We start from the raw sequence: 19,117 nt of genomic DNA, 5'->3' as shown, positions 1-19,117 counted from the left end.
CCGTCGAGGAGGAGTGTGTCCATGGTCTTCGACCCGCTGTCCGGTTCGCTGTGGATGGAGTACGCGCCGGGGCCGGCCCGTCCGGCCCTCGAGGGGTCGGTCGAGACGGAGGTCGCCGTCGTGGGCGGCGGCATCGCGGGGCTGTGCACGGCGTGGGAGCTGGCGCGGGCCGGGCATCCCGTGGTGCTGCTGGAGGCGGACCGGATCGCCACCGGCGTGACCGGCCACACGACGGCGAAGCTGTCCGCGCTGCACGGGCAGGTGTACGCGGACGTGAAGTCGGTGCACGGCGCGCGGGCGGCGCGGCTGTACGCGCACTCGCAGCAGCTGGCCGTCGAGCGCGTGGCCGAGGTGAGCGAGGAGCTGGGCATCGACTGCGACCTGGAGCGCCTCCCCGCGTACACGTACACGGAGGACCCCGGGCAGACGGACGGGCTGCGGGCCGAGGCGGACGCGGCGCTGGAGGCGGGGCTCCCCGCGTCGTACCTGACGACGACGTCGCTGCCCTTCCCGGTGGCGGGCGCGGTGCGGCTGGAGGGGCAGGCGCAGTTCCACCCGAGGAAGTACCTGCTGGGGCTCGCCGCGGACCTGGAGCGGCTCGGCGGGCGGATCTACGAGCGGACCCGGGTGACGCGGCTGAAGGAGGGCACGCCGTGCGAGGTGACCACCGAGCGGGGTGACACGGTGGTCGCGCGGCACGTGGTCGTGGCCACGCACTACCCGGTGTTCGACCGGGCGCTGCTGTTCACGCGGCTGGAGCCGAAGCGGGAGCTGGTCGTGGCGGGCCCGATCCCGGCGGACCGCGACCCGGGCGGGATGTTCCTGACGCCGGATGGCGGTACGCGGTCGGTCCGGACGGCCCCCACCGGGGAGGAGGGCCGGCGGATGCTGATCGTGACCGGGGAGAAGTTCACGCCGGGCACCTCGGAGGAGGGCGAGGTCGGCGAGCGGTACGCGCGGCTGGAGGAGTGGGCGCGGGAGCGGTTCGGGCCGCTGGAGATCACCCACCGGTGGGCGACGCAGGACAACTGGACGACGGACCGGGTGCCGTACGTGGGGCGGCTGCACGCCGGGGCGCGGCACGTGTACGTGGCGACCGGGTTCGCCGGGTGGGGCATGAGCGGCGGGGTGATGGCGGGGTCGCTGCTGGCGGCGCGGATCCGGGGCCGGGACCCGGCCTGGACGTCGCTGTACGACCCGGTGCGGCTGCGCCCGCTGCGGGAGGTGCCGGCGATGCTGCGGCTCCAGGCGCAGGTGGCGAAGCACTTCGTGGGCGACCGGACGCCGGGCGCGTACGCCGATTCGGTCGCGGACGTGGGTCCCGGCCAGGGGTCGGTGGTGCGGGTCGGCGGGCGGCTGCTCGCGGTGCACCGGGACGAGGCGGGGGCGCTGCACGCGGTGTCCGCGCGCTGTACGCACCTGGGGTGCGTGGTGCACTTCAACGACGCGGAGACGGCCTGGGAGTGCCCGTGCCACGGGTCGCGGTTCGACGTGGAGGGGCGGGTCGTGGAGGGGCCCGCGACGCGGCCCCTGGACCGGGAGGACGTGGAGGACACCCGGGACGGCGCGGACTGACCGGGGGCGTGTGACGGGAGCGTGGAAGGGCCACGCCGCGCGGGGTGCGCGGCGTGGCCCTTCGGGGTGGGGTCGGTCAGGGCAGGAGCTCGTCGAGGGCCGCCCTGCCCTTCTCGGCCATCCTGCGCTCGGCCCAGGCGAGGTTCTTGGGATTGACGTCGCGCCCGGAGGCGAGGACCAGGTCCTCGGCGGTGAACTCGCCTTCGGCGCCGCTGTGCAGGATGGCGTCGGGGGTGACGCCACCCCGCCGCCGGGAGCTCGTCTCGGGTTCTTCGGTCATGCCGCCTCCTTGTTCGTCCGGCACTCGCCATTGTCGTCGCCGGCCGGCGCTCACGCGACCTCAGGAGGGACCGGCGGCCCCGGGCGCGGGGGCGAAGCCGCCGGTGACGGTGGCCCGCTCGCCGTCGGCGCCGATCGCGGTGACGGTGAAGCGGTCGCCGCCCGCGTCCCGGCCGCCCTCGGCGTGGTTGTACTGGCCCGCGAAGACGTGCCGGCCGACGGGGACGGTGCGGCCCTCGCGGAGGGTCCAGGTGTAGACGACGGCGTTCCCCTCCTCGCGCACGGACGCGGTGAAGTGCCCGGCGGGCAGGGTGCGCCAGTTCCCGGTGTCGGCGACGCCGCCGGTCTGGGCGACCCGCAGTTCGACGGTGAGCCCCGTGAGGGCGGTGCCGGTGCCGAGGGTGATGTTCGACTGCGCCCAGAAGCGGTTGCTGTGCGGGTCGACGCCGCCCTGGGCCCGCAGGAACCCGTCCACGGCGCTCGTCGGGGCCGGCGTGGTGGGGGTGGCCGGCGGCGGCGGGTCGGCGACTCCGGAGGGGGCCGGGGCGTCCTCCTGGAGGACCGCCCGCACACCGAGGCCGCCGACCGCCAGGACGGCGGCGACGGCGGCGGTGGCCAGGGCGATGCGCGGCCACCGCGGGGCGGCGGGCCGGTGGTGGCGCCGGGGGGCGGGGGCGGGCTCGGCCATGCCCCGCTCCACGCGCGCGAGGATCCGCGCCCGGTCGGGCTGGTGCGACCGGGCGGCGGCCCGGAGCGCTCGCTGCAGCTCGTCCACTACTTCCTTCCTCCGACCAGCTCCGACGCGGCGGCGCGGGTGCCGAGCAGCTGTTCCAGCTGCGCCATGGCCTTGGATGTCTGGCTCTTCACCGTACCCACGGATATGCCGAGGGTGAGAGCGGTTTCCCGCTCGGACAGGTCGAAGGCGTGGCGCAGCACGACGCACGCCCGCTTGCGGAACGGCAGCCGGCGCAGGGCGCCCTGCACGTCGACGACGGCCGGCACGTCGGGGCCCTCGGTGTACTCGGCGCGCTGCGACCAGAACAGGGCGACGCGGCGGCGCTCCCGTACGGCGCTGCGGATGCGGCTGCGGGCGAGGTTCGCGACGACGCCGCGGGCGTAGGCGGTGGGGTGCTGGGCGGCGCGTACGCGGTCCCAGCGGTGCCACAGGGCGAGGAGGGCGTCGGCCGCGAGGTCGTCGGCGGCGTCCGCCTCGCCCGTGAGGAGGTGGGCGAGGCGTGCCAGCTCGGCGTAGTGGCGCTCGAAGAACTCGTGGAACTCCGTGGCGGCGTCCTCGGTGGATGTTCCCACGGGCGGCCTCTCCCCTGCGCGTCGTCGCGCTGCTTCGGTGTCGTGCTGTCGGTGCTGGTGTGCTCGAACTGCCCCCGTTGATCGTGGCGTCGAGATGGCGGGCGATATTAGCAAGCCGTGATCATCCCGCGAACGCGTGGCCCTCGCGTCCCTGTCCCGCGTCCGGCAGGACCAGCAGCGAACCGCTCAGCGGGTGCGGGCGGTCGAGGCCGGTGCGGGCGGTCGTGACGTACAGGTCCCGCAGGCCCGGACCGCCGAACGCGCAGGCGGTGGGGCGGCGTACGGGCAGGGGGACGGTCCGGTCGAGCCGGCCGTCCGGGGTGTAGCGGCGGAGGGCGGCGCCGTCCCAGAGGGCGACCCAGACGCAGCCGTCCGCGTCGACGGTGAGCCCGTCGGGGAAGCCCGCGCCGGCTTCCACGGTGGCCAGCGGGCGGCGGTCGACGACGTGCCCGCCGTCGGTGCGCAGGACTTCGATGCGGCGCGTGGGGGTGTCGACGTAGTAGACGAGGCCGCCGTCGGGGCTCCAGCCGGTTCCGTTGCTGACGGTCACCTCGGGCAGGAGCGTGGTGGCCGTGCCGTCCGGGGCGATCCGGGTGAGGGCGCCGCCGCCGGGTGCCTCGTCGTAGCGCATGGTGCCGGCCCACAGGCTGCCGTCGGGGGCGACCGCGGCGTCGTTGCCGCGGCGGCCGTCGACGGGGTCGTGGAGGAGCCAGCGGAACGTGCCGTCGGGGTCGTACAGCCCTATGCCGTCACGGAGGTTGACGACGTGTCCGCCGCCGGCGCGGGGCTTGGCGGCGCCGACGTGCTGGGCGGTGAGCATGACCGTGCGGCGGCCGTCGGCGGGGGCGTAGGTGTGGAGGCGGGAGCCGAGGACGTCGACCCAGACGAGGCGGTCGGCGGCCGGGTCCCAGGTGGGGCCCTCGCCGAGCCGCGCGGTCTCCCGCACGGCGACCTCGACGCGGACGGGGCGGCTCACCGGGTGCCCCGGTGGCCGAGGCGGGCGGAGAGGTCGGCGGCGCCCTTGGCGGCCAGTTCGGCGAGTTCGGCCTCGCGCTCCTCGCTCCAGCGGATCATGGGGACGGAGATGGACAGGGCGGCGACGACCCGGCCGGCGCCGTCGCGCACGGGCGCGGCGACGCAGCTGACGTCGGGGTTGGACTCGCGGTGCTCGGTGGCGATGCCGCGCTCCCGGACGGTGTCGAGGGCGGCGCGCAGGTCGTCGGGGTCGGTGAGGCTGTCGGGGGTCATGGCGACGAGGTCGTGCCCCTCGACGCGGGCGTCGAACTCGTCCTGGGAGAGCGACGCGAGCAGCATCTTGCCGACGGAGGTGCAGTGGGCGGGGAGCCGGCGGCCGGCGGCGGACACCATGCGCACCGCGTGCGTGGAGTCGACCTTGGCGATGTAGATGACGTCCAGGTCCTCCAGGATGGCGACGTGGACGGTCTCGTCGCAGGTCTCGGCGACCTCGCGGGCGACGCGCTGGCCCTCGGCGGCGAGGTCGAGCTGCTCGGCGTAGCGGCTGCCGAGCTGGTACGCGCGGACGCCGAGGCGGTAGCGGCCGGGCTGCTCGGGGAGGGGCACGAGGTAGGAGCGGGCGGCGAGCGTGGTGACGAGCTCGTGCACGGTGGTGCGGGGCAGTTGCAGCCTGCGGGTGATCTCCGGTGCGGAGAGCGTGCCGTCTCCGTCGAGGAAGAGCTCCAGAATGTCGAGCGCCCTGGTCACCGCGGGAACCAGTCGTCCCATGAGGCCACCCACCCCTTCGTTCGAAACCCCGGCCAGTGGCCGGTATGACGAACACAGGCTACTCAGCGGTTCCTTCGCGGGCAATGGGCGGGACGGGACCGCCGGAACGCGGTCCGCCGAGCGGGGGACGCGTGAACCATTGACACCCCGGGCGGGGGCTGATTACGGTCACGCCACGATTTCGAACGTGTGACGAAATACCGAACACACCCAACGTATCGAACGGACTCTAGGGGCAACTACCGTGCGCATCACGGGAATCACCACTCATGTCGTCGGGACCCCCTGGCGCAATCTCACCTACGTGCTCGTCCACACCGACGAGGGCCTGACCGGCGTCGGCGAGACCCGCATGCTGGGCCACACCGACGCCCTCGTCGGCTACCTGCGGGAGGCGGAGGCCAACCACATCGCGGGGTCCGACCCGTTCGCCGTCGAGGACCTCGTCCGGCGGATGAAGTACGGTGACTACGGCCGGGCCGGCGAGATCGTCATGTCCGGCATCGCCGTCGTGGAGATGGCCTGCTGGGACATCAAGGGCAAGGCGCTGGGCGTCCCGGTCTGGCAGCTGCTGGGCGGCAAGGTCACGGACCGGGTCAAGGCGTACGCGAACGGCTGGTACACGACGGAGCGGACCCCGGAGGCCTACCACAAGGCCGCCCAGGGGGTCATGGCGCGCGGCTACCGGGCGCTGAAGATCGACCCGTTCGGCACCGGCCACCTCGAACTGGACGCCGAGCAGACCCGGTACGCGGTCTCGCTGATCGAGGCGGTGCGGGACGCGATCGGGCCGGACGCCGAGCTGATGCTGGAGATGCACGGCCGGTTCAGCCCCGCCACCGCCGTGCGCCTGGCCCGGGAGCTGGCGCCGTACCGGCCGGCGTGGCTGGAGGAGCCGGTGCCGCCGGAGAACCTGAAGGCGCTGAAGAAGTTCGCCGACAAGGTGGACCTGCCGGTGGCGACGGGAGAGCGGATCCACGACCGGATCGAGTTCCGCGAGCTGTTCGAGTCGCAGGCCGTCGACATCATCCAGCCGGACCTCGGGCACATCGGCGGCATCCTGGAGACCCGCAAGCTGGCGGCGACCGCCGAGACCCACTACATGCTGGTCGCCCCGCACAACGTGGGCGGCAGCGTGCTGACCGCGGCCTCGCTCCAACTGGCCGCCTGCACGCCCAACTTCAAGATCCTGGAGCACTTCAACGACTTCGCGGACGCGGAGATCAAGAAGGTGGTCAAGGGCGCGCCGCAGGTGGACCCCGAGACCGGCTGCTTCGAGGTGTCGCACGCACCCGGCCTCGGCGTGGAGCTGGACGTGGACGCGGCGGCGGAGTTCCCGCAGCAGCAGGCCCGGTTCGACCTGTGGGCCGAGGGCTGGGAGAAGCGCGCCCCGAAGGGCGCCAGGTGAGCCCGACGCCCGACGCCGCGGACCGGCCGGCGGGCGCCGTCGGCCGGTCCGTGGTCATCGACCGGCCGGGCGTCCACCGGCTGGTCGAGCGGGAGGTGCCGGTGCCGGGGCCCGGCGAGGTGCTGGTCCGGGTCGCGGCGGCCGGGATCTGCATGAGCGACCGCGAGGTGCTCGACGGCCACCGCGCCCCCGGCTACGTCCGCTACCCGGTGACGCCCGGTCACGAGTGGGCCGGGACGGTGGAGGCCGTGGGCGCCGGGGTGGACCCCGCGCTGGTGGGCCGGCGGACGGTCGCCGAGGGGTTCCGGTCGTGCGGGACGTGCGAGCGGTGCCGGTGCGGGGAGACGAGCCTGTGCACCGGCGGGTACGCCGAGACGGGGTTCACCGAGCCAGGCGCGTTCGCCGACCACCTGACGGTGCCCGCGCGGCTGCTGCACCCGCTGCCCGACGACGCCGACCTGCGGGCCGCGGCACTGCTGGAGCCGGCCGCGGTGAGCGCGGCCGCGGTGCGCGCGGGCCGGCCGCGCCCCACGGAGCGCGTGGCCGTGGTGGGCGCGGGCACCCTGGGGCTGCTGGCCGTGCAGCTGCTGGCCGCCTCCTCGCCGGCGGAGCTGGTGGTGGTCGACCCGCGGGCGGCGCGCGCCGGCGCGGCGCTGCGGTTCGGGGCCACCGACGCCCTGACGCCCCAGGACGCCGAGGCGCTGCACGGGCGGTTCGACCTGGTCGTGGAGACGGCCGGGGCACCCTCCACTGCGGCGTCGTCGTGCCTGCTGGCGCGGCGGGGCGGCCGGGTGGTGCTGACCGGGATGTTCTCGGCGGGCGCGACCGGGATCGACCCGGTGCACCTGTCGGTGAGCCAGCTGGAGATCCGCAGCGTCTTCGGCGCGTCGTCGGCGGCGTGGGCGGACGCGGTACGGGCCTTCGCGCTCGGCCTGCTGGACCCGGCGCCGCTGGTCACCCACGAGTTCCCGCTGGAGCGGTTCGCCGAAGCGGTCGCGCTGGTGGGCAGCGGCGACCCGAAGGCCGGGAAGGTGCTGCTGCGCCCCTGACCGGCCCCGACACGTGCGGCGGCGCGGGGCGCGCCCGACGGCCCCCGCGCCGCCGCACACCCCAAGATCCGAATGTCGTACGAAATTTCGAACAGCTATGGATTCGACCGATCCCCGAGGAGTCCTGTGACCTCCCCGTCCGCACCCCGCCGCCCGGGCGCCGATGCCCTCGCCCGCATCGGCCATCCCTCCCCCGACCCCGACCCGGCCGACGCGTCCCCGCACACCTTCCCCGACGGCGGGGTGTGGCGCACCGAGATCCCGTCCGTCGAGGGCCCCGAGGCGCTCGCGGTCGTGATGAAGGAGAGCGCCCGGCTCGACGTCCCCGTCCACCGGATCAGCCAGGGCAGCGGCGTGTGGATGCTCACCGACGCCGAGATCACCGAGATGGTGGAGTCCTGCGCGGAACGGGACGTCGAACTGTGCCTGTTCACCGGGCCGCGCGGCACCTGGGACATCGGCGCGGCCACCCGCACCGACTCGGGCGGCGCCGGGCTGCGCGCCCGCGGCCACGACGCGCTCGCCGGATGCGTGGAGGACGCGCTGCGCGCCACCGCGCTGGGCGTGCGCTGCCTGCTCGTCGCCGACGAGGGGGTGCTGTGGACGCTGCACCGGCTGCGCGCGTCCGGCACGCTGCCGGCGGACACCACGTTCAAGCTGTCCGCGCTGACCGGGCCGGTCAACCCGGCCTCGTACGCCGTGTACGAGCGGCTGGGAGCCGACTCCCTCAACGTCCCCTCGGACCTGACGCTCGCGCACCTGACCGAGATCCGCCGTGTCAGCCGCGCCCCCATGGACATGTACGTGGAGGCCCCCGACGACCTCGGCGGCTACATCCGGATGTACGAGGCGGCCGAGCTGATCCGGCGCGGCGCGCCGCTGTACCTGAAGTTCGGGCTGAGCCGGTCCCCCGGCATCTACCCGTACGGCGCCCAGCTCCGCGACACGACCCTCGCCACCGCGCGGGAACGGGTCCGGCGCGGGCGCCTGGTCCTGGACCTGCTGGCCCGGCACGGCGCGGACGGCGGCATGTCGCCGCTCGGTTCACGGCTCCCGGGCGACCTGAGGCGTTTCTCCGTCCCGGAAGGTGACTGACCCATGCGCACCCGCACAGCCCGCGTCGCGGGCGCCGCCCTCGCGGCGGCCCTGCTCACCGTCTCGCTCACCGCCTGCGGCCAGGAGGCCCGGGGCGGCAGCCGCTACAAGCCGCCGGCCGGCAAGGGCGGCACCATCGGCCTGGCCATGCCGACCAAGGCGTCGGAGCGGTGGATAGCCGACGGCGAGAACATGGCGAAGCAGTTCCGGAAGGCCGGCTACGAGACCGACCTGCAGTACGGCGACGACAAGGTCGAGAACCAGATCGCCCAGATCGAGAACATGATCACCAAGGGCCGGCGGCTGCTGGTGGTCGCCGCCATCGACGGCTCGGCGCTCACCGAGGTGCTCCAGCGGGCGGAGGACGCCGGCATCCCGGTGATCTCCTACGACCGGCTGATCATGGGCAGCGAGCACGTCGACTACTACGCCTCGTTCGACAACGAGCGGGTGGGCGAGCTCCAGGCCCGCTACATCGTCGACAAGCTGAAACTCGGCGAGCCGGCGAAGGGCGCGGGGCGCCCGCACCACATCGAGCTGTTCGCCGGCTCCCCGGACGACAACAACACCAAGTACTTCTGGAACGGCGCCGTCAAGGTGCTGAAGCCCTACCTGGACAGCGGGCAGCTGGTGGTGCGCAGCGGGCAGACGCGGCTGAACCAGGTGACGACGCTGCGCTGGGACGGCGGCACCGCGCAGAAGCGCATGGACGACCTGATCAGCAAGAACTACGGCGACGCCCGGGTCGACGCGGTGCTCTCCCCGTACGACGGGATCTCGATCGGCATCATCTCCGCCCTCAAGAGCGCCGGGTACGGCACGGCGGCCCAGCCGCTGCCCGTGGTCACCGGGCAGGACGCGGAGCTGGCGTCGGTGAAGTCCGTCATCCGGGGCGAGCAGACGCAGACGGTGTTCAAGGACACCCGCGAACTCGCCGCGAAGGCCGTGGAGATGGGCGACGCGGTGCTGAACGGGCGCAAGCCCCAGGTCAACAACACGAAGGACTACCACAACGGCAAGAAGATCGTGCCGTCCTTCCTCCTGGACCCGGTCAGCATCGACCGGACCAACACCGGGCTCCTCGTCGACGAGGGCTACTTCACCGCCGGGCAGCTGAAGTGAGCGCCGGCCGGCCGGTCCTGGAGATGCGCGGGATCACCAAGACGTTCCCCGGCGTCACCGCGCTCTCCGAGGTGAACCTGACGGTGCGGGCCGGGGAGATCCACGCCGTCTGCGGCGAGAACGGGGCGGGCAAGTCGACGCTGATGAAGGTCCTCAGCGGCGTCCACCCGCACGGCTCGTACGAGGGGGAGGTCCTCTTCGAGGGCGAGCCCGTGGCGTTCCGCGACATCCGGGCCAGCGAGCGGCGCGGCGTCGTCATCATCCACCAGGAGCTGGCGCTGGTGCCGTACCTGTCGATCGCCGAGAACATCTTCCTCGGCAACGAGCGCGCCTCGCGCGGCATCGTCGACTGGAACGAGACGCTGCGCGAGGCGGGCCGGCTGCTGCGGCGGGTCGGCCTCGCCGAGAACCCGCAGACGCCGGTCTCGGAGCTGGGCGTCGGCAAGCAGCAGCTCGTGGAGATCGCCAAGGCGCTGTCGAAGGAGGTGCGGCTGCTCATCCTGGACGAGCCGACGGCCGCGCTGAACGACGAGGACAGCGCCAAGCTGCTGGAGCTCATCCTGGAGCTGCGGGAGCAGGGCATCGCGAGCATCATCATCTCGCACAAGCTGAACGAGGTGCGGCGGATCGCGGACGCGGTGACGATCCTGCGCGACGGGCGCACCATCGAGACGCTGACCGTACGCGAGTCGCCGGGGGACGAGCCGGAACTCTCCGAGGACCGGATCATCCGCGGCATGGTGGGCCGCGACCTCGACCAGCGGTTCCCCGAGCGGAGCCGGTACACCGGCGAGGACGCCGGGGAGGTCGCGCTCGCGGTGCGCGGGTGGACGGTGCGGCACCCGGTGGACCAGCAGCGGACGGTCGTCGACGACGTGTCGCTGACGGTGCGCCGCGGGGAGATCGTGGGCATCGCCGGGCTGATGGGCGCGGGCCGCACGGAGCTGGCGATGTCCGTGTTCGGCCGCTCCTACGGCCGGTACGTCTCGGGGACCGTGGAGGTCGGCGGCCGGGAGGTGGCGACGCGGACGGTGCCCGCGGCGGTCGCCGCCGGGATCGCGTACGTCACCGAGGACCGCAAGCAGTACGGCCTCAACCTCATCGACAACGTCAACCGCAACATCTCCCTGGCGTCGCTGCCCGGGATGCGGCGGCGCGGCGTCGTCGACGAGCACCACGAGCGGCGGGTCGCGGAGCGGTACCGCACCACCATGAACATCAAGGCGCCGACGGTGTTCGAGCAGGTGGGGCGGTTGTCCGGCGGCAACCAGCAGAAGGTCGTCCTCAGCAAGTGGATCCACGCCGACCCCGAGGTGCTGATCCTCGACGAGCCGACGCGCGGCATCGACGTCGGCGCCAAGTACGAGATCTACACCGTCATCGACCGGCTGGCGGCGCAGGGCAAGGCGGTGCTGTTCATCTCCTCCGAACTGCCCGAGCTGCTCGGGATGTGCGACCGGATCTACACGATGGCCGAGGGCCGGCTGACCGGTGAGGTCGACCGCGCCGACGCCACCCAGGAAGTCCTGATGCGTCAGATGACCATGAACAGAAGCTGAGGCCCCGCCATGACCACCACGACCACTTCCCCGAAGGACGCGGCGCCCGGGCCGTCGTCCGCGCAGCCGTCGACGCGCGAGGTGCTCCTGCGGGGGCTGCGCGGCAACATGCGGCAGTACGGCATGCTGATCGCGCTCGCGTTCATCGTCGTGCTGTTCCAGGTGTGGACCGACGGCACGCTGCTGCTGCCGAACAACGTCTCCAACCTGATCCAGCAGAACAGCTACATCCTCATCCTCGCCATGGGCATGATGATCGTCATCATCGCCGGGCACATCGACCTGTCCGTCGGCTCGCTCGTCGCCTTCGTGGGCGCCCTGTCGGCGGTGATGATGGTCAAACACGACATGCCGTGGGTGCCGGCGCTGATCCTCTCGCTGCTCGTCGGCGCGCTCGCGGGCGCCTGGCAGGGGTACTTCATCGCGTACCTCGGCATCCCCTCGTTCATCGTGACGCTCGCCGGCATGCTGCTGTTCCGCGGCCTGACGCAGATCGTGCTGGAGGGCCAGTCGATCGCGCCGTTCCCGGAGGGCTTCCAGAACCTCGCCAAGGGGTTCATCCCGGAGATGGGCCCGTACACGCAGTACCACAACCCGACGCTGTTCCTCGGCCTGGTCGCCCTCGTGTTCCTGCTGCTGCGGGAGTGGCGGGACCGCCGGCGGCAGCTCGCCTACGAGCTGGACGTGGTGCCGGCCGGCGTGTGGGCGCTGAAGTGCGTGGCGATCACCGCCGCCGTGGTGGCGTCCACGCTGACGCTGGCGTCGTTCCACGGCGTGCCGGTCGTGATGCTCATCATGTGCGCGCTGCTCATCGGCCTCGGGTACGTGATGCGCAACGCCGTCGTCGGCCGCCACGTGTACGCGCTCGGCGGCAACAAGGCCGCGGCGAAGCTGTCCGGCGTCAAGGACAAGCGGGTCACCTTCCTCGTCTTCGTCAACATGGGCGTCCTCGCCGCCCTGGCGGGCTGCGTGTACGCGGCGCGCCTCAACGCGGGCACCCCGCAGGCCGGCCTCAACTTCGAACTGGAGGCGATCGCCGCGGCGTTCATCGGCGGCGCGTCCATGAGCGGCGGCGTCGGCACGGTGATGGGCGCCGTCATCGGCGGCCTGGTGCTGGGCGTGCTCAACAACGGCATGTCCCTGGTCGGCATCGGCACGGACTACCAGCAGGTCATCAAGGGCCTGGTGCTGCTGGCCGCGGTCGGGTTCGACGTCTGGAACAAGCGCAAGGCCGGCAAGTGACCTCCCGGCCGCCGGCCATCCCCCCGTCCCAAGGAGCCGCAATGGAAACGAGCAGACGCACCGTCCTGGCGGCGGCCGCCGCCGCGGGCCTCACCGCGGTCGCCGCCCCGGGCACCGCCCACGCGAAGGAAGGCGGAGCACCCGTGAAGGAACTCTTCGGCACCCTCGCCGACGGCACGCCGGTCCACCGCTGGACGCTGGAGAACGGCGGCACGCGCATGCGGGTGCTGTCGTACGGCGGCATCGTCCAGTCGCTGGAGGTACCGGACCGGCGCGGCCGGTACGCCAACGTGTCGCTGGGCTTCGACCGGCTCGAGGACTACGTGGCGTCCAGCCCGTACTTCGGGGCGCTCATCGGCCGGTACGGCAACCGGATCGGCGGCGGCCGCTACACCCTGGACGGGCGCGAGTACCGGCTGTCGGTGAACGACGGGCCGAACAGCCTGCACGGCGGGGCGGCCGGCTTCGACAAGCGGGTGTGGGACGTGGAGCCGTTCCGCTCCCCCGCCGGGGTCGGCCTGGTGCTGCGGTACGTGAGCGCCGACGGCGAGATGGGCCACCCGGGCCGGCTCGCCACGACCGTCACGTACACCCTGACCGGGGACGGCGACTGGCGGATCGACTACGCGGCCACCACCGACCGGCCCACCGTCGTCAACCTGACCAACCACACGTACTTCAACCTCGCCGGCGAGGGCTCCGGCGACGTCCTCGGCCACGAGCTGCGGCTCGCCGCGTCCCGCTACACGCCGACCGACGCGACGCTGATCCCGACCGGGGAGCTGGCGGGGGTGGCGGGCACGCCCTTCGACTTCCGGCACGGCAAGCCGATCGGCCGCGACATCCGCACCGCCCACCCGCAGCTGGTCGGCGCGCAGGGGTACGACCACAACTGGGTCCTCGACAAGGGCACCACCCGCGCCCCCGGGTACGCGGCGACGCTGCGCGACCCCGGGTCGGGCCGGACCCTGCGGATCACGACGACCGAGCCGGGCCTGCAGTTCTACTCGGGGAACTTCCTCGACGGCACGCTGTCCGGGCCGTCGGGGCGCACCTACCGGCAGGGCGACGGGCTGTGCCTGGAGACCCAGCACTTCCCGGACTCGCCGAACAAGCCGGACTTCCCGTCGACGGTGCTGCGGCCGGGCGAGACGTACCGGTCGACGACCGTGCACCGCTTCTCGGCCCGGTGAGCCGCTTCACCGGATGACGTGCCGCGGCACGGGCGCCGCACCGGTGCCCGTGCCGCGCCGTGTGCCGCGGTGCGGGGAGCCGCCGGCCGGGCCGCGGCGGGCGTCCTCACCCCTCCCGGGGCGCGCCGGCCGCGTCGGCCGCCGCGTCGGCCGCGTCGTGGGTGCGGAGGACGACGAGGGCGATGTCGTCGTTGCGGGGCGCGGAGCGCTGGGCGTGCCCCACCAGGGCGTCGGCGAGGGCGTCCATGTGGCGGGCGTCACCGCGGGCGAGCCGGTGGGCGAGCTCGTCGACGGCCTCGTCGAACCCGACGCCGGGGACCTCGACCAGCCCGTCCGTGTAGAGGGCCAGGAGGGTGCCGGGTTCCAGGGGCAGTTCGGTGGCCGGGTAGGTGGCCGCCGGGTCGATGCCGAGGACGAGGCCGGGCGGCACGTCGAGAGTGCCGGTGGTCCCGTCGGGGCGGCGGCACAGCGGCGGCGGGTGCCCGGCGGTGGCGATCACGGCACGGTGCCGGGCCAGGTCGAGGTGGGCGTAGAGGCAGCTGGTGAACAGGCCCGGGTCGAGGTCGATCAGCAGGCGGTTGGTGCGGGCGAGCACCTCGCCGGGCGGCGCGCCCGCGGTGGCGTGGACGGCGGTGCGGACCTGGCCCATGAGGGCGGCGGCGTCGACGTTGTGGCCCTGGACGTCGCCGATGGCCACGGCCGCGGTGGTCTCGCCGAGCCGGATGACGTCGTAGAAGTCCCCTCCGATGCCCACGCCGACGCCCGCGGGCAGGTAGCGGGCCGCGATGTCGAGGCCCGGCACGCGCGGCAGGCTGTGCGGCAGCAGCGCCGCCTGGAGGCTGTGGGCGAGGTCGTGCTTGACGTCGTACAGGCGTGCGCGGTCCATGGCCTGGGCGACGAGTCCGGCGAGCGAGGTGAGGATGGCGCGCGCGGCGGAGCCGAGGGCGCGGGGGCGCGCGTAGCCGACGACGAGGGAGCCGACGGGGCGGCCGGAGGCGACGAGCGGCAGGAAGGCCCACGCCTCCCCGGCCGACGGGGGCACGGCTCCGGGGCAGACGCGGTGCAGCTCCCGCGCGTCGTTGAAGAAGAGGGGCGTGCGGCCGACGAGGACCCGGACGACCGGGGAGTCGGAGGTCAGCGGGACGGAGTGGAGGCACGCGGCGAGTTCCGGGTCGCAGCCGCTCTCGCCGACCAGCCGCAGCCGGCCGTCCTCGGCCAGGAGGAGGGCGAGGGACCGGGCGCCGAGCGCCGGGGTCATCTGCTCGGCCGTCTGCTCGGCGACGTCCTGGACGCTCACGGCCTCGGTGAGCGTGGCCGCGAGGTGCACCAGGTGGTAGAGGGCGCCCGCGCGGCCGACGATCCCGCCCTCCGGGACGGTTCCGGCCTCCGGGGCGGGGTCGTACGCGGCGTCGGCCGGGGCGGCCCCCTCCCCCGTCCCCGGCCCGCCGTCGGGGTCGCCGGGGGCGGGGGTGATGCGGACGCTGACGCCGGTGGTGTCGGGGTGGAGGTGGAAGCGGAGCCGGCGGCCGGGCGGGCGTACGGCGGTGAACGCGGTCGGCTCCCGGCTGACGACGGCCGCGCGGTAGCGGTCCTCGGCGGTCGGGACGTCCATCCAGGGCAGCGCCTCCCACGGCAGGGTGCCCAGGAGGCGGGGCACGGGGACCCCGAGCAGCTCGGCGGCGCCCCGCGTGACGAAGGTGATCCGGCCGTCCAGGTCCAGGGCGCAGCTGCCGCCGGGCAGGCGGTCGGCGAAGGCGGCGGCGGCCGCCGCCTGGTGCGGTTCGGGTGCGGGCGGCCGCGGGTGGACGACCAGGGGCGGCCGCGGGGGCTGCAGGGGCGTCCCGGCGGCCGCCGCGCGCTCCAGCACGGCGGCCATCCGGTCGGTGCCGGCCCGTACCGCCCGTTCCTCGGCCTCCGGCAGGGCGGGCGGGTGGTGGCCGGGCCACAGGACGACGAGGCCGCCCCAGACGGTGGTGCCGGTGGTGATCGGGAAGGCGCCCAGGGCGAAGCGGTAGGGCAGGACGAGGCCCGGGCGCGGGTAGCGGCGGGCCATCTCCTCCTGGTCGCCGACCCACACCGCGCGCCGCTCGGCCACGGCGTCCGCGACCGGGAGCGGGTCGCCGGGCCCGACCCGCGTCCAGTGCGCCGCCACGCCCAGGGGGGCGCCGCTGAGCACGGCGAGGCGCAGGGCGCGGTCCCCGGGCGGCAGCAGGTAGAGCATGCCGACGGAAGCGCCGGTGTCCTCCATGACGGCGGCCAGGGCGGCGCCCAGCTCACCGGTCTCCTGCCCCGCGCTGCGCTCCACCCATCCAGCCTGCCCCGCCCGCCCCCGGGCCGCAGTCCGGCGGCCGCGGCAGGAGGCGGGGCGGGGTGGGCGGCGCCGGGCGGGACCGGTCCGCGGCGCGACCGGCCGGCGGTCAGGACTCCGCGCGGGTGAAGGCGACGGTGGCGAGCCGCACCGTGCCGGTCAGGCCGATCCGCAGGTCCCGCACGCCGGCCGCCTCGACCGGGACGTGGACCCGCGTGTAGGCGTACGGGCCGCCCGGCACCGCGACGTCGGCGGACGCCAGGGGCGTGCCGTCGCCGAGGGCGAGGGTGACCGCGCCGGTGCCGGACACCTCCAGGGCGGCGGACGCGGCCCCGGCGCCGAGGTCACACGCGCGGAACAGCAGCTCGCCCGCCCCCTCGCCGGCCGGGGTGACGCAGTCGCCCGAGACCCGGCTCCGGTCGGCGATCCGCGTGCCCCGCTGCTCGTCGTAGTCGGCGGCGTCCAGGCCGCGCTCCAGGACGGGCCGGGGGGCGGGCGCGGGCCCGGTGACCTCCACCGTGCCGGTGAGCCGGACGTCGGCGCTGGACGCGGCGGCCTCGAAGGCGTACGTCCCCGGCGCCACCGTCCAGCGGCCGTGGGCGACGTCCCAGAAGCCCAGCGCGCAGAGCGGCACCTCGAACTCCAGCCGCTCCCGGGCGCCGGAGGCGAGGTGGACGCGGCGGTGGGCGACGAGCTCGCGGTGCGGCCGCGGGACGGCCGGGTCGACGGCGCGGGCGTACACCTGGGCGACCTCGTCGGAGGCGGCGGGACCGGTGTTGGCGACGGTGAACGCGACGCGGACCGTGTCGCCGCGGCGCTCCGCGGCGAGGTCGGCGTAGGTGAACGCCGTGTACGTCAGGCCGTGCCCGAACGGGAACAGCGGACGGCCGTCGAAGTAGAGGTAGGTCTGGCGCCCGCCGATGACGTCGTAGTCGAACAGGTCGGGCAGGTCGGCGTCGGCGGCGTACCAGGTCTGGGGCAGCCGGCCGGCCGGGGAGACGTCGCCGGCGAGGACGCGGGCCAGCGCGGTGCCGGCGGCCTGCCCGCCGTGGGCGGTCCACAGCAGGGCGGGCAGTTCGGCGGCGGCGTCCGGGACCGCGTACGGGTAGGAGGAGGCGAGGACCAGGACGGTGCGGGGGTTGGCGGCGCGGGCGGCGCGCCAGAGCCGGTCCTGCGCCTCGGGCAGGGCGAGCGTGGTGCGGTCCTCGGTCTCGCGGCCGTTGATGTGCGGGTCGTTGCCGGCGACGACGACGACGACGTCGGCGGCCCCGGCGGCGGCCGCGACCTCGTCCGCGCCGCGGCGGACGGTCTCGACGGCGAAGACGGCCGGGGCCCCCTCGCCGTCGGCGGCAACCTTCACGCCGTCGGCGGCGACGGAGACGTGACCCCCCGTTCCCAGGTGCCGAAGGAGGTGTCCGCCGTCGTGCGGTTCGAGCCGGAACGTCTCCTGCACGACCCAGCCGCCCGGCTGGTCCGCGGAGGCCCGTACGCGGCGGTCGTCCGCGACGGAGAGGTAGTGCCCGTCGGGGGCCCGCAGCGTGAGCACGCCGCCGCCCCAGTCGGTGAGGGCGAACTCGGTGCCCCGCCCGTCGACGGTGAGCGGCGGCAGGTCGGTGCGCCCGGCGAGCAGGGCCGGATCCAGGGCGCCCTCGGCGCCGCGCGCGGCCGTCCCCGCGGTGCCGCCGCCGTCGGGTACGCGCAGGAGGCCGGCGGCGCAGCGCAGGCGCACCACGTCGGCGCCCTCGGCGTGGGTGACGCGGTCGGCGCCGAAGCGGTCGCGGAGCCCGTCGAGGGGGCTGGAGCGGTGGATGAGGGTGCCGCTGTACCAGTCAAGCTTGCACTCGTCGGCGAGCGGGCCGACGACGGCGACGCGTTGTCCGGCGTCCGGGTCCAAGGGCAGGAGGCCGTCGTTGGCGAGGAGGACGACGGCCTGCTCGGCGGCCTCCAGGGCGAGGGCGCGGTGCTCGGCGGTGTCGAAGGCGTCCGTGCCGGCGTACGGGTCGAGGTCCGGGTCGAACTCGCCGAGCGCGAGGCGGACGTGGAGCTGGCGGCGCACGGCGGTGTCGACGTCGGACTCCTCCAGGAGGCCGCGGTCGAGGGCGCCGCGCACCCGGGCGGTGGTCTTCGAGCCGTCGGTGCCGTGGTCGGTGAAGCTGTCGACGCCGGCCCGCAGGGCGGCGGCGGTGGCCTCCTCGTGGGTGTCGAAGTAGTGCTCGGAGTCGACGAGGTTGCTGGGCGCGCCCGCGTCGGAGCAGACGAGGAGCTCCCGGTCGGTCCAGGTGCGCAGGTGCTCGCGCAGGTAGGGCGAGACGTGGTTGGGGCGGCCGTTGACCAGGTTGTAGGCGGGCATGACGCCGGCGACGGCGCCCGCCTCGACGGCGGTGCGGAAGGCCCGCAGGTCGTACTCGTGCAGCACGCGGGGGCGCACGGAGGCGGAGGCGGTGTCGCGGTCGGTCTCGTTGTTGTGGGCGAGCCAGTGCTTGAGGACCGGGGCGGTGCGCCAGTACACGGGGTGGTCGCCGCGCAGGCCGCGGGTGTAGGCGGTGGCGATGGCGGAGGTGAGGGCGGGGTCCTCGGAGTAGCCCTCCTCGCCGCGGCCCCACAGGGGGTGGCGCAGGAGGTTGACGGTGGGCGCCCAGACGTTGAGGCCGACGCGGTCGTCGCGGGCGCGCATCGCCCGCACCTCGGTGGACACGGCCTCGCCGACGCGGCGGACGAGGTCCTCGTTCCAGGTGGCACCGAGGCCGACGGCCTGGGGGAAGACGGTGGCCGGGCCCATCCAGGCGACGCCGTGCAGGGCCTCCTGGCCGGTGCGGAACGCGGGCACGCCCAGGCGGTCCACGGCGGGCGCGAACTGGTGGAGCAGCGCGATGCGCTCGTCGAGCGTGAGCCGCCCGAGCAGGTCGTCGACGCGCTTGCCGAACGGCAGCTGCGGGTCGCGGAAAGGCAGCCGGTCTGCGGTCACGTGGGGTTCCCCTTGCGGATGTCCAGGAGCGATCTTTCGAAGCGCTTCGATGCTCGGTTGCCTCCCCGACGGGTGTCAAGACACACCACGGCAACATCTGGATTGCGTCCATCCACCGCAGGGTTGACAAGACAAACCACCGCTTCGACGAATCTTGCCGACCACCCTTGTGCGCCCGGTTGCGTTCACTTAACCTCGCAGCAACATCGAAGCGCTTCGACTGAACGGCACGACCGGCTTCGGCTGTGTCGGTGGACGCTTCGGATCAGCC

15 protein-coding genes are annotated in these 19,117 nt (G+C 74.4%); 8 read left to right on the top strand and 7 right to left on the bottom strand.

What is annotated here, in order from left to right:
- Positions 1–21 precede the first annotated feature (21 nt).
- A complete protein-coding gene (locus tag IE106_RS05555; protein WP_189530403.1) occupies positions 22–1,575 on the top strand; it encodes an FAD-dependent oxidoreductase in 1,554 nt (517 codons plus the stop codon).
- 76 nt (positions 1,576–1,651) lie between these two features.
- Here the strand turns inward: IE106_RS05555 and IE106_RS05550 are convergent, their stop codons facing one another.
- From IE106_RS05550 to IE106_RS05530, 5 genes are all read right to left on the bottom strand, one after another.
- Complete coding sequence (locus tag IE106_RS05550; protein ID WP_189530402.1) at positions 1,652–1,855, bottom strand: hypothetical protein; 204 nt, start codon at positions 1,853–1,855, stop codon at positions 1,652–1,654.
- A 60-nt stretch (positions 1,856–1,915) separates the two neighbouring features.
- Entirely contained in the window at positions 1,916–2,629 is a 714-nt protein-coding gene (locus IE106_RS05545) for a hypothetical protein (protein ID WP_189530399.1), read from the bottom strand.
- A complete protein-coding gene (locus IE106_RS05540) occupies positions 2,629–3,162 on the bottom strand; it encodes a SigE family RNA polymerase sigma factor (protein ID WP_189530397.1) in 534 nt (177 codons plus the stop codon). Before IE106_RS05540 ends, IE106_RS05545 begins: the two co-directional genes overlap by 1 nt.
- 121 nt (positions 3,163–3,283) lie before the next feature.
- On the bottom strand, positions 3,284–4,138 hold the full coding sequence (locus tag IE106_RS05535) for an SMP-30/gluconolactonase/LRE family protein (RefSeq protein ID WP_229840066.1): 855 nt from the start codon (positions 4,136–4,138) through the stop codon (positions 3,284–3,286).
- Positions 4,135–4,905 (bottom strand): IclR family transcriptional regulator, encoded by a 771-nt coding sequence (locus IE106_RS05530; protein ID WP_189530395.1) that lies wholly within the window; start codon positions 4,903–4,905, stop codon positions 4,135–4,137. Before IE106_RS05530 ends, IE106_RS05535 begins: the two co-directional genes overlap by 4 nt.
- Positions 4,906–5,149: 244 nt before the next feature.
- Between IE106_RS05530 and IE106_RS05525 the strand changes: the two genes are divergently transcribed.
- The 7 genes from IE106_RS05525 (at position 5,150) to IE106_RS05495 (ending at position 13,573) form a co-directional block, all read left to right on the top strand.
- The gene (locus IE106_RS05525; protein WP_189530394.1) at positions 5,150–6,313 is read left to right on the top strand and encodes a mandelate racemase/muconate lactonizing enzyme family protein; all 1,164 of its coding nucleotides are present in this window, start codon (positions 5,150–5,152) and stop codon (positions 6,311–6,313) included.
- A complete protein-coding gene (locus tag IE106_RS05520) occupies positions 6,310–7,362 on the top strand; it encodes a zinc-dependent alcohol dehydrogenase (RefSeq protein WP_189530393.1) in 1,053 nt (350 codons plus the stop codon). Before IE106_RS05525 ends, IE106_RS05520 begins: the two co-directional genes overlap by 4 nt.
- A gap of 126 nt (positions 7,363–7,488) precedes the next feature.
- The gene (locus IE106_RS05515) at positions 7,489–8,457 is read left to right on the top strand and encodes a hypothetical protein (RefSeq protein ID WP_189530392.1); all 969 of its coding nucleotides are present in this window, start codon (positions 7,489–7,491) and stop codon (positions 8,455–8,457) included.
- A 3-nt stretch (positions 8,458–8,460) separates the two neighbouring features.
- Positions 8,461–9,579: a multiple monosaccharide ABC transporter substrate-binding protein gene (gene chvE, locus IE106_RS05510; protein WP_189530391.1), complete on the top strand. Its 1,119-nt coding sequence runs from the start codon at positions 8,461–8,463 to the stop codon at positions 9,577–9,579.
- Complete coding sequence (gene mmsA, locus IE106_RS05505; RefSeq protein WP_444545527.1) at positions 9,576–11,138, top strand: multiple monosaccharide ABC transporter ATP-binding protein; 1,563 nt, start codon at positions 9,576–9,578, stop codon at positions 11,136–11,138. Before chvE ends, mmsA begins: the two co-directional genes overlap by 4 nt.
- A gap of 9 nt (positions 11,139–11,147) precedes the next feature.
- Positions 11,148–12,380, top strand: coding sequence for a multiple monosaccharide ABC transporter permease (gene mmsB, locus IE106_RS05500; protein ID WP_189530390.1), 1,233 nt, complete (start codon positions 11,148–11,150; stop codon positions 12,378–12,380).
- A 41-nt stretch (positions 12,381–12,421) separates the two neighbouring features.
- On the top strand, positions 12,422–13,573 hold the full coding sequence (locus IE106_RS05495; protein ID WP_189530389.1) for an aldose epimerase family protein: 1,152 nt from the start codon (positions 12,422–12,424) through the stop codon (positions 13,571–13,573).
- 106 nt (positions 13,574–13,679) lie between these two features.
- On the opposite strand, the gene IE106_RS05490 is transcribed toward IE106_RS05495, so the two are convergent.
- On the bottom strand, positions 13,680–15,878 hold the full coding sequence (locus IE106_RS05490) for a SpoIIE family protein phosphatase (protein WP_373295906.1): 2,199 nt from the start codon (positions 15,876–15,878) through the stop codon (positions 13,680–13,682).
- 112 nt (positions 15,879–15,990) lie between these two features.
- The gene (locus IE106_RS05485) at positions 15,991–18,846 is read right to left on the bottom strand and encodes a glycoside hydrolase family 3 C-terminal domain-containing protein (protein ID WP_189530388.1); all 2,856 of its coding nucleotides are present in this window, start codon (positions 18,844–18,846) and stop codon (positions 15,991–15,993) included.
- Between the last annotated feature and the right edge of the window lie 271 nt (positions 18,847–19,117).

Origin of the sequence: Streptomyces roseolilacinus (assembly GCF_014649335.1) — a bacterium.
Lineage (GTDB): Bacteria > Actinomycetota > Actinomycetes > Streptomycetales > Streptomycetaceae > Streptomyces > Streptomyces roseolilacinus.
Note: the sequence above shows the minus strand (reverse complement) of the source record. Positions and strands in the feature narration are given on the sequence as shown.